This window comes from Rhodococcus sp. 3258, assembly GCF_031456475.1.
Classification (GTDB): domain Bacteria; phylum Actinomycetota; class Actinomycetes; order Mycobacteriales; family Mycobacteriaceae; genus Rhodococcoides; species Rhodococcoides fascians.
Map to the genome: position 1 here is coordinate 298,726 of NZ_JAVDUT010000004.1, position 13,737 is coordinate 312,462.

Consider the following 13,737-nt stretch of genomic DNA (forward strand, 5'->3'; position numbering starts at 1 on the left):
TTACCATCGTGGAGTGCCCTACCTCCTACGGAAGCTCTACGGCGTGTTCCTGCGCCTCGTGGCCTACCTGCCCCTGCCCTCGCTGCGGGTACAGCGGGTGCTGGCGTTCATCGCCATCCTCACCCAGGGCGGCATAGCCGTCACCGGTGCGGTGGTTCGAGTGACCGGCTCCGGGCTCGGGTGCCCCACCTGGCCACAGTGCTTCCCCGGAAGCTTCACGCCGGTCGGAGTATCCGAGGTTCCGGTGCTGCATCAGGCAGTCGAGTTCGGCAATCGACTGCTCACCTTCGTGGTGGTCATCGCCGCTGCGGCGGTCGTTCTCGCTGTCACTCGCGCGGCCCGGCGGCGCGAGGTGTTGCTCTTCGCGTGGTTCATGCCGCTGGGAACCGTCGTGCAGGCCGTCATCGGTGGCGTCACCGTGCTGACCGGCCTGCTGTGGTGGACAGTGGCCATTCACCTCGTGGTGTCGATGGCAATGGTCTGGCTGGCTACCCTGCTGTTCGTCAAGGTGGGTGAAACCGACGCCGCGCCGAAGTCGCTGCCCACCGTCCCCGCCGCGCTACGCGGGCTCACTGCCCTGTCCGGCGTCGCGCTGACCGGCGTACTGATCGCCGGGACGATGGTGACCGGTGCCGGCCCGCACGCCGGCGACAAGAGCATCGACGAGCCGGTACCGCGCCTGGGCATCGAGATCGTCACGCTGGTGCACGCCCACTCGCAATTCCTGGTCGGGTATCTCGCGCTGCTCGTCGGGCTCGGTTTCGCTCTGTACGCGGTCGGAGCGCCGACTGCCGTCAAGCAGCGGCTGCACGTTCTGGTGGCGATCGTGCTGGCCCAGTCCCTGATCGGCCTGGTGCAGTACTTCACGGGCGTTCCCGCAGTACTCGTCGCGTTCCACGTTGCCGGTGCCGGTGCCTGCACGGCTGCCACGGCTGCGCTGTGGGCATCGTGCAGAACACGCGGGCCTGCGGTTGCCGATCGGGAAGCCGACGTGGACAGGGTCGCCGCAGCGTCCTGAGGCCCGGCAGTCTTCGGGTGTCGGCTCCTCAGCCGGCTCGACACGCGCGTGTTCGAGCACAGCAGTTTCGAATCGCAGTGGAGGGGCAGCCGACCTCCCCCTCAGATGGCCGACTGCCCCTCCACTGATTTCGACGCATCGGACCGCGAGACGGTTCCCGTCGAGTCGAAAAAACTTTGCGACTCTCGTCCTACCCGACGATGGCCTGGTTGCGGGCCTTGGGGAACTTCTTCTGCCGAGCGACCCAGCCGGCCATCTTCTCGTAATGGCCCGGTGCCGGATTGACCGAACTGACCAGCTCGCGGTCCCACTCCGCCTCGGTCAGTTCGTCGAACCTGGCGACTATCGCGTGTGCGACCGCTGTGGACGGAACCACCTGGTCTCCGAGCACTCCGTCTGCGCCGACCAGCGTGAGCCGGGTTCCGGCCCGACCGATGGGTTGGATCACCACACTTGCCGAGTTGCCGTGATCGGCGAGAAAAGCCTTCACAGCCGCGAGAGTTCCCTTCGGAACCTCGTTGGACGTGTCCTTCTCGTTGCCCGCACTGTCGATTTCGGTAGCCATGCAGACACGATACCGAGGTCGTCCACCGTGGCGGCATCGGCCCGCCGAATCGCTACTGATCGGTAACTTGTCGCACCCGTCGTGGAAGCGTGCGTCCGCTCTCGAACTCACATCGCTCCCGTGTAGAACAGGGATATGCGTGCCATTCGAGTAGACAACACCGGCGGACCCGAGGTCATGGTCGTCGTGGACGTGCCCATTCCCGAGCCCGGACCGGGGCAGGTTCTCGTGCGCGTCGACGCCATCGGGATCAACTACATCGACACCTACTTCCGCCGCGGCCTGTATCCACGGTCCCTGCCCTACATCCCCGGCGACGAGGGTTCCGGAGTTGTCCACGAGGCCGGCCCTGACGTCACCGCGTTCGCTCCTGGGGACCGCATCGCCTGGGCGGCCGCGCCGGGTAGCTATGCCGAGTTCGTCGTCGTGGACGCCTCGTCCGCCATATCCGTTCCCGACGGCGTTCCGGCCGATCAGGCGGCGTCGGCGCTGCTCCAGGGCATGACTGCGCACTACCTGATCGAGTCCACCTACCCGGCGCGCAGCGGCGACACGGTCCTCGTGCACGCGGGCGCGGGAGGCGTCGGACTACTGCTGACCCAGATGGCGGTCGGAAAGGGCGTACGGGTCATCACGACGGTGTCCACCGATGCCAAAGCAGAGCGGTCGGCCCAGGCCGGTGCCGCCCACGTACTGCGGTACGACGACGACATTGCGGCCCAGGTTCGCGAGCTCACCGGCGGCGAGGGCGTCCATGCCGTCTACGACGGTGTCGGAGCCGACACGTTCGAGGCCAGTCTGGCGTCGCTGCGCATCAGAGGCACGCTGGCCCTGTTCGGTGCTGCGAGCGGACCGGTACCGCCGTTCGACCCACAACGGCTCAACGGGGCCGGATCGGTGTTTCTGACCAGACCCACGCTGGCGCATCACATACGGGACCGGGCCGAGCTCGAATGGCGTGCGGGCGATGTGTTCGAGGCGTTGTCGAGCGGCGCTCTGACGGTCGAGGTCGGCGCTCGCTACGCGCTCGAAGATGTCGCGCAGGCACATATGGACCTGGAAGGACGTAAGACGACCGGTTCGATCGTTCTCGTCCCCTGATCGGGTGCAGATGTGAGGAGGCGCTCGCTCAGGAGACCAGCTGGGCGAGCGTCTGCCAGCCGAGGACAGAGTCGACGGCGAGGCCGCAGAACACCAGCGCCAGGTATTCGTTGGACAGGATGAACAGTTTGAGAGGCTTGACCGGTGTTCCAGCCCGCACGCCTGCGTACAGGCGATGCGCCACGACGAGGAACCAAATTCCCGATGCCACCGCGATCACCGCGTAGACGACGCCGGAGCCCGGGGCCAGTGCCAACGTCGCAGCAACCGTGGCCCACGCGTAGAGCACGATGTGCTTGGTCACCTTGGTCTCCGACGCGACGGCAGGAAGCATCGGGACGTTGGCCGCCTGGTAGTCCTCCTTGTAGCGAAGCATCAAGGCCCAGGTGTGCGGCGGTGTCCACAGGAAGATGACGAGGAACATCACCAGCGCCTGCCAGCCGATCGTGCCGGTGACGGCGGACCAGCCGATCATGACCGGCATGCAGCCGGCGGCACCGCCCCACACCACGTTCTGCGAAGTTCGGCGCTTGAGCACCAGGGTGTAGACGAAGATGTAGAAGCAGATCGTGACGACGGCCAGCACGCCGCTGAGGAGGTTGGTCGTCGCCCAGAGCCAGAAGAACGAGAACACCCCGAGGACGAGACCGAACACCAGTGCGTGCGACACAGGCATCGCGCCGCGGGCCAACGGCCGCTTCTCGGTGCGCTTCATCACCTTGTCGATGTCTGCGTCGACCACCATGTTCAAGGTGTTCGCGCTCGCCGCGGCCAGCATTCCACCGAACAGTGTGGTGAGAATCAGCCACGGGTCCACGTGACCGCGATCTGCCAGCAGCATCGCGGGAATGGTCGTGACGAGAAGTAGTTCGATGACCCGAGGCTTCGTCAGCGCGACATAGGCCAGGAAGAGAGCCCACGCTCTGCGCGGCGCCGACGCCGGCGCGGCGTGTTCGGTGTCGCCCTGGTCGTCTGCTCCGAATCCGGGGCCGCCGGCGAAACCGTGTCCGCCCGGCTGCTGCCCAATTCGCACTGCGTCTCCTCGCACGACTGTCGTTCTCTGGCGCTCGGCCACTTGCCACGCGCCGTCGGGCACGCGGGTTCGTTCCTGGCGGCCGACCGATCCTGGGAGAACCCTCACGAGGACCTCGGCCACCGACGCGCACGCGGATGGTCCCGGTTCGGAAATTGCCCCCGGGAGCCGTCGAGCATGCGCCTACTACAGACGATGGTAGACGGCGGGGTTTGCACGTCCAATTCGCAGGGCACCCAAACCGAAGAACGATGCGGCGACGCCACACACGTTCGTGCTCCGACGGGGGAAGGCACGACAGTAGCGTCGGTCGGAACTAGGCTGGTGGGGGACGTCCTTCGGCATCGACTACGTTCGCGCCTCACGCAGGCGCTGTGCAGTTACCGCCGAGCGACGAATCCTCGGAGCCACAACTCGAACGAATGTCAGGAGATTTCTGCTCGTGTCGATCACAGACGATATTGACGTCCTCACCACGGCGCACCACCCCAGCGACTGGACGGACCTGGACACCCGGGCGGTCGACACCGTTCGTGTCCTGGCAGCGGACGCAGTGCAGAAGGTCGGCAACGGCCACCCCGGAACCGCGATGAGCTTGGCTCCCCTCGCGTACACCCTCTTCCAGCGCACCATGCGCCACGACCCCACCGACACCCACTGGATCGGCCGCGACCGGTTCGTACTGTCGTGCGGTCACTCGAGCCTCACCCTGTACTTGCAGCTCTACTTGGGCGGTTTCGGTCTCGAGCTCGCAGACATCGAAGCACTGCGGACCTACAAGTCCAAGACCCCGGGGCACCCCGAGTTCCGCCACACCGACGGCGTCGAGATCACCACCGGCCCACTCGGCCAGGGACTGGCATCCGCTGTGGGAATGGCAATGGCATCGCGCCGTGAACGCGGACTGTTCGATCCCGAACCTGCGCTCGGCGAGAGCCCGTTCGATCACTTCATCTATGTGATCGCCTCCGACGGCGACATCGAAGAGGGCGTCACGTCCGAGGCGTCGTCGCTCGCTGGCACCCAGCAGCTCGGCAACCTGATCCTGTTCTACGACGACAACAAGATCTCGATCGAGCACTCGACCGACATCGCCCTGTCCGAGAACACCGCCGCGCGGTACGAGGCCTACGGGTGGCACGTACAGGTCGTCGAGGGCGGCGAGAACGTCACCGCGATCGAGGACGCCATCGAGGCCGCCAAGGCCGTCACCGACAAGCCGTCGATCATCGTGCTGCGGACCATCATCGGGTTCCCGGCTCCGACGATGATGAACACCGGTGCCGTCCACGGTGCCGCGCTGGGCGACGACGAGGTCGCGAAGGTCAAGCAGGCCCTGGACTTCGACCCGGCCAAGACGTTCGAGGTCAGCGACGAGGTCATCGGCCACACTCGCAAGCTCCAGGAACGCGGCCGCGCCGCACACAACGAGTGGATGACGCAGTTCGAGTCCTGGGCAGCCCGTGAGCCCGAGCGCAAGCAGTTGCTCGACCGTCTTCAGCAGGGCACGCTGCCCGAGAACTGGACCGACGTGCTGCCCACGTGGGAGCCCGGCAGCAAGGCCGTCGCCACGCGTGCGGCGTCGGGCGAGGTCCTCAACGCCGTCGGACCCGTTCTTCCGGAACTGTGGGGCGGCTCGGCCGACCTCGCAGGCAGCAACAACACCACGATCAAGGGTGCGAAGTCCTTCGGCCCCACGTCGATCTCCACCGACGACTGGGACGCCGAGCCCTACGGCCGCACGCTGCACTTCGGTATCCGCGAGCACGCCATGGGTGCGATCCTGTCGGGCATCGTCATGCACGGTCCGACCCGCGCGTACGGCGGAACGTTCATGCAGTTCAGCGACTACATGCGGCCGTCGGTTCGCCTGGCGTCGCTGATGGACATCGATCCCATCTACGTATGGACCCACGACTCCATCGGCCTCGGCGAGGACGGCCCGACGCACCAGCCGGTCGAGCACCTCGCGGCCCTGCGTGCCGTTCCCAACCTGTCTGTCGTACGCCCCGGTGACGCCAACGAGACGGCCTACGCCTGGCAGTCGGTGCTCGCCAGGTCGAGCAGCAGCGGGCCCGTCGGCCTGGCGCTGACGCGTCAGGGCATCCCGATCCTGGAAGGCACCAGCTTCGAGGGCGTCTCGAAGGGTGGCTACATCCTCTCCGAATCGTCGAAGGCCAGCCCTGACGTCGTCCTGATCGGCACCGGTTCCGAACTGCAGTACGCAGTGGAGGCCCAGAAACTGCTAGAGGCGCAGGGCATCGCGGCACGCGTGGTGTCGATGCCGTGTGTCGAGTGGTTCGAGAGCCAGGACCAGAACTACCGCGACCAGGTCATTCCGCCCACCGTCAAGGCGCGGGTGTCCATCGAGGCCGGCATCGCGATGCCGTGGTGGAAGATCGTCGGCGGTTTCGGCGAGATCATCTCGCTCGAGCACTACGGCGAATCTGCCGATGCGGCAACACTTTTCCGCGAGTTCGGCTTCACGGCCGACGCCGTCGTCGCGGCCGCGCAGCGCTCCATCACCAACGTGAAGGGATAACTCATGACCCAGAACAAAAACCTTGCCGAGCTGTCCGCCGCCGGAATTTCGGTCTGGCTGGACGACCTGTCCCGCGACCGCATTCGGTCGGGCAACCTCAAGGACCTGATCGACACCAAGAGCGTCGTCGGCGTGACGACCAACCCGTCGATCTTCCAGGCCGCATTGAGCAAGGGCGATGCTTACGACGAGCAGGTCACCAAGCTCGCCGGCGAAGGTGCCGATGTCGAGACCACGATTCGCACCGTCACCACCGACGACGTCCGTGAGGCGTGCGACATCCTCGTACCGCAGTACGAGGCCAGCGCGGGCGTCGACGGCCGCGTGTCGATCGAGGTCGACCCCCGCATGGCGCACGACGCGGACAAGACGTACGAGCAGGCCGTCGAACTCTGGAAGATCGTCGACCGTCCGAATCTCCTCATCAAGATTCCGGCAACCGAAGAAGGCATCCCCGCCATTGCCAAGGTGATCGGTGAGGGAATCAGCGTCAACGTGACCCTGATCTTCTCCGTCGAGCGCTACGAGCTGGTCATGAACGCGTACCTCGAGGGTCTCGAGGCCGCCCGCGCCGCCGGTCACGACCTCGACAAGATCCATTCCGTGGCGTCGTTCTTCGTGTCCCGCGTGGACAGCGAGATCGACTCCCGCCTGGACGCCATCGGCACCCCCGACGCCGAGGCCCTCAAGGGCAAGGCCGCGCTGGCCAATGCGCGCCTCGCGTACGTGGCGTACCAGCAGGTCTTCGAGGTGGCTCCTCGGTTCCGCGAACTCGCGGGCAACGGTGCACGTCCGCAGCGGCCACTGTGGGCTTCGACGGGCGTCAAGTCCGACGCCTACCCGGACACCATGTACGTCACCGAGCTCGTCTCTCCGAACACCGTGAACACGATGCCGGAGAAGACCATGGACGCGGTCGCAGACCACGGCGAGATCGTCGGCGACACCGTCTCGGGTAAGGGACCGGAGTCGCAGGAGATCTTCGACCGCATCTCCGCCCTGGGAATCGACCTCACCGACGTCTTCCTGACGTTGGAGAACGAGGGCGTTCAGAAGTTCGAGGCTGCGTGGAACGAGCTGCTCGAAGCTACCGAGGAGCAGCTCCGCCAAGCAGGTCAGAAGAGCTGACCTGTGCCCACCGCAGACACAGAAAACCTGAATTCCGCGGACTGGCGTAATCCACTTCGCGACGCGCGAGACAAGCGGCTCCCCCGCATCGCCGGGCCGTGCAGCATGGTCATCTTCGGGGTGACCGGTGATCTCGCGCGTAAGAAGCTCATGCCTGCGGTGTACGACCTGGCGAACCGGGGGCTCCTACCCCCCGGTTTCGCCCTGGTCGGCTTCGCTCGCCGTGAGTGGCAGAACCAGGATTTCGAGAAGATCGTGCACGACTCGGTACGCGATCATGCTCGAACTCCGTTCAGCGAAGAGGTGTGGAACACCCTTGCCGAGGGCTTCCGGTTCGTTCAGGGTTCGTTCGACGACGATGCCGCGTTCGACGAGTTGTCGCGGACTCTCACCGAGCTCGACACCACCCGCGGCACCGGCGGAAACCATGCCTTCTACCTCTCGATCCCACCCGGCGCGTTCCCTGTTGTACTGCAACAACTTTCACGCTCCGGACTGGCCCAGGCGCAGGACGGCAACTGGCGACGCGTCGTCATCGAGAAGCCGTTCGGTCACGATTTGCAGAGCGCCAAGGAGCTCAACGCGATCGTGAACCGAGTGTTCCCCGAGGACACCGTCTTTCGGATCGATCACTACCTGGGCAAGGAGACGGTGCAGAACATTCTCGCGCTGCGCTTCGCCAACCAGTTGTTCGATCCGATCTGGAACGCGCACTATGTGGACCACGTGCAGATCACGATGGCCGAGGACATCGGATTGGGTGGCCGCGCAGGCTATTACGACGGAATCGGGGCAGCCCGCGACGTCATTCAGAACCATCTCCTCCAGTTGCTCGCGATCACTGCGATGGAGGAGCCGGTGAGTTTCAACCCCACCGAGCTGCAGTCCGAGAAGATCAAGGTGCTCTCGGCGACCAAGCTCGCCGAGCCGCTCGATCGCACGTCCGCCCGCGGGCAGTACTCCGCCGGGTGGCAGGGCAGCCAGAAAGTGAAGGGGCTCAAGGAGGAAGAGGGGTTCGACTCCGAGTCGAACACCGAAACCTACGCCGCCATCACCCTCGAGGTCGACACTCGGCGCTGGGGTGGAGTTCCGTTCTATCTGCGTACGGGAAAGGCGTTGGGCCGCAGAGTCACCGAGATCGCAATGGTGTTCAAGCGTGCCCCCCATCTGCCGTTCGACGCCACCATGACCGAGGAACTGGGGCAGAACGCACTGGTCATTCGAGTCCAGCCGGACGAGGGCGTCACGATGCGCTTCGGTTCCAAAGTTCCCGGGTCCAGCATGCAGGTGCGCGACGTCAGCATGGACTTCAGCTACGGCCAGGCGTTCACCGAGTCATCTCCGGAGGCGTACGAGCGACTGATACTCGACGTACTCCTGGGTGAGCCCTCACTGTTCCCGGTCAACGCCGAAGTGGAACTGTCGTGGAAGATTCTCGACCCGATTCTCGAGTACTGGGCCTCGGGCGGCACCGCCGAACCGTACGAGGCCGGCACCTGGGGTCCGTCCTCGGGTGACGAGATGATGCACCGCACCGGACGCGAATGGAGAAGGCCGTGATTGTCGACATTCCCGCCACCACGACGGCCGAGGTCGGCAAGAAGCTCGTCGAGGTTCGTGAAGCAGGTGGCGCGGTCACCATCGGCCGTGTGCTGACCTTGATCGTCGCCAGCCGTGATGCGAGCAAGGCCGAACGGGCGATCGATGCCGCGAACGAGGCGAGCCGGGAACATCCCTGTCGCGTCATCGTCCTCATCCACGGTGATCGGTCCGCCGAGTCGAGTCTCGACGCCCAGATCCGCGTCGGTGGAGACGCCGGCGCGTCCGAGGTCGTCGTACTACGACTGAACGGCGAGCTCGCCGATCACGAACACAGCGTCGTCATTCCGTTCCTGCTGCCGGATACGCCGATCGTCGCCTGGTGGCCGGACGAGGCACCGACGGTACCGGCGAAGGATCCACTGGGCCGGTTGGCGATCAGGCGGATCACCGACGCCACCAATTCGTCGGATACCACCGCAGCGATCAAGGGACGGCTGAGCAGCTACACCGAGGGTGATACGGATCTGTCGTGGAGCCGAATCACCTACTGGCGCGGCCTGCTGGCGACTGCCCTCGATCAGGCACCGTTCGAGGCCGTCACCTCGGCCACCGTGTCGGGACTGGCAGAGGAGCCTGCACTCGACATTCTGGCCGGCTGGTTGGCGGCGAAGCTCGACGTGCCGGTCTACCGGCGAGCCGGCGAGCTCAAGGTCGAGCTGACCAGGGAGAACAGCAGTATTTCGCTGACCCGTCCGCAGACCGGAAAAACCGCCACACTGCGGCGTACCGGTCAGCCCGACGCTCAGGTTGCTCTGGCACGTCGCAACACCCGCGAGTGCCTGGCCGAGGAACTGCGGCGGCTCGATACGGACGAAATCTACGAACTCGCCCTCCACGGTCTGTCGAAAGTGAGCTATGAGTAATCAGTCGGTCCTCCGATACCTCGACGCACAAGGGCTGGTCGATGCCGCCCGCACTCGCTTCGTCGACGTTGTCGTCGCGGCGCAGGCCGAGCGCGGTGTCGCGTCGGTGGTGTTGACCGGAGGCGGGACAGGAATCGCCCTCCTCGAGGCATTGCGCGCGGATTCCGGGGCCATCGACTGGTCGCGGGTGGATATCTACTTCGGTGACGAGCGCTTTCTGCCCTCGGGCGACCCCGAGCGCAACGAGGTCCAGGCATCGGACGCGCTGCTGAAGCACGTGGACGTGCACCCGGATCGACTGTTCACGATGGCGACGTCGGACGGTGCCTACGGCTCCGACCCGGAAACGGCTGCGGCGGCGTACGCACAGACGCTGCACTCACGGGCCGACGACGGTCAATGCCCCGACTTCGACATCCACCTGTTGGGTATGGGCGGCGAGGGCCACATCAACTCGCTCTTCCCGCACACCGACGCGGTGCGCGAACAGCATCGCTTCGTCGTGGCCGTCGAGGACTCCCCCAAGCCGCCGCCGGTACGCATCACACTCACCCTGCCCGCCGTCCGGAGGGCGAAGCACGTGTGGTTGCTGGTGTCCGGTGCAGGGAAGGCCGAGGCCGTTGCCGCCGCCGTCGGCGGAGCAGCGTCCGACGACTGGCCGTCGGCCGGTGCCATCGGCGCGGAATCGACGGTCTGGTTCGTCGACGAGGCAGCGGCCTCACAGCTGGACCGGTGATCGGCTCGAGCCACAGCTGACAGCAGACGTACTGCGGCGTCGATTCAGGAGATTCACTCCCCTGAATCGACGCCGTAGTCGTTCGAACCGACGCCGTCCGAAGCACTGCCGTCCGAACCACGCATGGACTCGCCGTCGTCACCGTGACCGCCTCGGAAGTCCGCATACCGCGATCGAGCGATCACCCGATACGCCGTCCCGTCCCGCCACGCGTCGAGAGTGTTTCTGCACGTCCTCATACCCGGTTGGACGCAGACTGTCGGCCACCGGTTCCGCGGCAGCGCAGCGAGACGTACGGTGCTAGCCGCTGTTGCGTAGTGCCGTGGCCAGGCCGTTCATCGTCAGCAGGATTCCTCGTTTGACCCGTTCGTCGTCGTCGCCGTTGCGGTATCGACGCAACATCTCGACCTGCATCTGGTTGAGAGGTTCCAGGTACGGGAACCGGTTGTGTACCGATCGCTCCAGCGCCGGGTTGTCCTCAAGCAGTCGACTGTGACCGGTGATCTTCAGATACATCCGCACGGTGGTGGCGTGTTCGGCCTCGATCATGCCGAAGATGCGTGCGCGGAGGTCGGCGTCGGGAACGAGTTCCGCATACCGAGCGGCGATGCCCAGATCGGACTTGGCCATGACCTGCGCCAGGTTGGACAGCACAGTGCGGAAGAACGGCCACTTTCGATACAGATCCGCGAGTACCTCCAGCTTGGAGTCGTCGTCACCGACCCACTCCTCGAACGCCGATCCGGTGCCGTACCAGCCGGGCAGCATGACGCGGCACTGACTCCACGACATCACCCAGGGGATAGCACGCAGGTCGTACACGGAATTCGTCGGCTTACGCGACGCCGGACGCGACCCGATGTTCAACTCGCCGACCTCGGCAACGGGCGTGGACGTGCGGAAGTACTCGACGAACCCGGGCTCCTCGTGCACCAGCCGGCCGTACGCTGCCCGAGCTTTGGCCGCGAGATCGTCCAGAACGTCGTAGGCGGCCTCGGCGCCGTCACCCAATCCTTCGAGGTCGAGCAGCGTCGATTCGAGTGTGCCCGCGACCAACGATTCGAGGTTGCGCCGCGCCATCGACGGTTCGGCGTACTTCGCTGCAATGATCTCGCCCTGCTCGGTGAGACGAAGCGATCCCTGCACCACGCCGGGCGGTTGCGCCAGAATCGCGTCGTAACTGGGGCCGCCGCCGCGCCCGACGGTGCCACCGCGACCGTGGAAGAGTCGCAACCGAATTCCTGTCTTACGGGACGCTTCGAGCAGGTCGAGTTCTGCCCGATACAGCGCCCAGTTGGCCGCGAGATAGCCACCGTCCTTGTTCGAGTCCGAGTAACCGAGCATGACCTCCTGGTTCATGCCTCGACCGGCGACGAGAGCTCGATAGATCGGAACGTCGAGAGTGGCGAGCAGCGTCGCGGCACCCTGCTGCAGGTCCTCGATCGTCTCGAAGAGCGGCACGACACCCACCGTCGACGTAGGTGCCGAACCGTCGACGCCGGGATCGAAGATCCCCGCTTCCTTGAGCAGCAGGGCCGCCTCGAGCATGTCACTGACGGACTGACACATGCTGATGATGTAGTTCTGAACGGTGTCCGGGCCCAGGTGGTCGATGGCCTCCTTGGCCGCCTTGACGATGCCCAGTTCCTTCGCAGCGAGGTCACTAAGTTGCGCGGTGGGCCCGATCAAGGGACGCCGAGTGGCGAGTTCGTGGGACAGCACCGACACGCGCTCGTCCTCGTCGAGAGACCGGTAGTCCTGATGAACCCCGGCCCAGGCCAACAGCTCCGCGACCACTTCCTCGTGGGTCTCGGAGTTCTGCCGCATGTCCAGAGCCTGGAGATGAAATCCGAACGTCTCGACCGATTGCCGCAGTCGAAGCAGCCGATCGTCGGCGATCAGACCGTCTCCGTCGGCCCGGAGCGCGCGGTCCAGAGTGTCGAGATCGTCGAGGACTTCCTGCGGGCTCGCATACGGGTTGGCACCGAGATCGATTCCGGACACCGGAACCGCGTCGAGCACCGCCCGTGCCGTTGCTGTCAGCCGGGCCCGGATACCGACAACGGCAACACGGTACGGTTCGTCGGCCCGGCGGTCGTCCGGTTCCGCAGACGCCTCGGCCAGAGCCTCCAGTTCCTCGGTGACCGCGACGAGCCGCGCGGACATCGACAACTCTTTCTCCAACGCAACCAGTTCGTCGAGGTAGTGCTCGAACGCCACGTAACCGGCCTGATGAGTGGCCGTGTGCACCACCTCGCCGGTGACGTTCGGGTTACCGTCGCGGTCTCCTCCGATCCACGACCCCGGCCGAAGTATCGGCCGCGGCAGCAGGTCGTCCTCCGGCCATCGCGCTCGCAGCGCCGCGCGGACATCGGCATTGAGGGCGGGCATGACATCGAACAGCGAGGACTCGAAGTATCGGAGACCCACTTCGATCTCGTCTTGGATGCGCAATCGCGACAGCCGAATCAGGGCGGTTTCCCACAGCGTCAGCACCTGCCGGCGAATCTGCACGTCGATCACGGCCAATTCCTTGGCGGCTCCGGCGGCTTTGCCCTCCGGGGCAGCCGACGCGACCTCGCGCCGACGCATCAGTGCGGTGATCTTCGATTGGACGTCGAACACCGTTCGACGACGCGTTTCGGTGGGGTGCGCGGTGATGACCGGGGCCACCAACGCGTCGGTCAGCGCGGCGGCGACCTGCTCGCGCGACGGAGCGGCGGCGTCGATCTTCGACCACGTGGCGTCCAGGCTGCTGTCCTGCGGCGGGTCTCCGTTGTCCAGATGAATGGCTCTCCGGCGCTCACGGTGAAGATCCTCGGCCAGGTTCGCCAGCAACGAAAAGTGGCTGAACGCGCGGATCAACGGAACAGCTTGCGCCACTTCGACATCGGTGTACCGGCCGACAGAGTCGTCGCGTTCGATCTCCGAGCGGCGCACTGCGAAGGATTCCACTCGCGCGGACTCGATGAGCTCGAAGACCTCGTCGCCCTCGTGTTCGCGAATGATCTCACCGAGGATGCCGCCGAGATAGCGGATGTCCTCGCGCAGCGGCTCGGTCAACTCTCGCCCGCGAGCTGTCGGTGTGACGAATGCCGGGGAACCGACTGACTCGTAAGAGGATTCGCTCATCCCCCCAGTATCGTCGC

At 65.5% G+C, this 13,737-nt stretch carries 10 protein-coding genes; 7 read left to right on the top strand and 3 right to left on the bottom strand.

Going from position 1 to position 13,737, the window contains the following annotated elements:
* Nucleotides 1-13: 13 nt before the first annotated feature.
* Nucleotides 14-1,018, top strand: a complete 1,005-nt coding sequence (locus J2X62_RS15035; protein WP_094622132.1) for a heme A synthase — start codon at nucleotides 14-16, stop codon at nucleotides 1,016-1,018.
* A 190-nt stretch (nucleotides 1,019-1,208) separates the two neighbouring features.
* Here J2X62_RS15035 and J2X62_RS15040 read toward each other — a convergent pair whose 3' ends face one another.
* Nucleotides 1,209-1,583: a hypothetical protein gene (locus tag J2X62_RS15040; RefSeq protein ID WP_027497017.1), complete on the bottom strand. Its 375-nt coding sequence runs from the start codon at nucleotides 1,581-1,583 to the stop codon at nucleotides 1,209-1,211.
* A 135-nt stretch (nucleotides 1,584-1,718) separates the two neighbouring features.
* Between J2X62_RS15040 and J2X62_RS15045 the strand changes: the two genes are divergently transcribed.
* Nucleotides 1,719-2,684, top strand: a complete 966-nt coding sequence (locus J2X62_RS15045) for a quinone oxidoreductase (protein WP_032372461.1) — start codon at nucleotides 1,719-1,721, stop codon at nucleotides 2,682-2,684.
* Between the two features lie 28 nt (nucleotides 2,685-2,712).
* On the opposite strand, the gene J2X62_RS15050 is transcribed toward J2X62_RS15045, so the two are convergent.
* A complete protein-coding gene (locus tag J2X62_RS15050; protein ID WP_027497015.1) occupies nucleotides 2,713-3,717 on the bottom strand; it encodes a heme o synthase in 1,005 nt (334 codons plus the stop codon).
* Between the two features lie 442 nt (nucleotides 3,718-4,159).
* Between J2X62_RS15050 and tkt the strand changes: the two genes are divergently transcribed.
* From tkt to pgl, 5 genes are read left to right on the top strand one after another with little or no spacing between them, the layout of a single operon-like run.
* Nucleotides 4,160-6,259 carry a transketolase gene (tkt, locus tag J2X62_RS15055; protein ID WP_310181505.1) on the top strand — a complete coding sequence of 700 codons (2,100 nt, stop codon included), beginning with the start codon at nucleotides 4,160-4,162 and terminating at the stop codon, nucleotides 6,257-6,259.
* A 3-nt stretch (nucleotides 6,260-6,262) separates the two neighbouring features.
* The gene (tal, locus tag J2X62_RS15060; RefSeq protein ID WP_027497013.1) at nucleotides 6,263-7,387 is read left to right on the top strand and encodes a transaldolase; all 1,125 of its coding nucleotides are present in this window, start codon (nucleotides 6,263-6,265) and stop codon (nucleotides 7,385-7,387) included.
* 3 nt (nucleotides 7,388-7,390) lie between these two features.
* On the top strand, nucleotides 7,391-8,947 hold the full coding sequence (zwf, locus tag J2X62_RS15065; protein WP_027497012.1) for a glucose-6-phosphate dehydrogenase: 1,557 nt from the start codon (nucleotides 7,391-7,393) through the stop codon (nucleotides 8,945-8,947).
* Nucleotides 8,944-9,852, top strand: a complete 909-nt coding sequence (gene opcA / locus J2X62_RS15070) for a glucose-6-phosphate dehydrogenase assembly protein OpcA (RefSeq protein WP_027497011.1) — start codon at nucleotides 8,944-8,946, stop codon at nucleotides 9,850-9,852. The genes zwf and opcA overlap by 4 nt, the downstream gene beginning before the upstream one ends.
* Nucleotides 9,845-10,588: a 6-phosphogluconolactonase gene (gene pgl, locus J2X62_RS15075; RefSeq protein ID WP_027497010.1), complete on the top strand. Its 744-nt coding sequence runs from the start codon at nucleotides 9,845-9,847 to the stop codon at nucleotides 10,586-10,588. The genes opcA and pgl overlap by 8 nt, the downstream gene beginning before the upstream one ends.
* Before the next feature lie 300 nt (nucleotides 10,589-10,888).
* Here pgl and ppc read toward each other — a convergent pair whose 3' ends face one another.
* The gene (gene ppc, locus J2X62_RS15080; protein ID WP_032372464.1) at nucleotides 10,889-13,720 is read right to left on the bottom strand and encodes a phosphoenolpyruvate carboxylase; all 2,832 of its coding nucleotides are present in this window, start codon (nucleotides 13,718-13,720) and stop codon (nucleotides 10,889-10,891) included.
* Nucleotides 13,721-13,737: the final 17 nt, after the last annotated feature.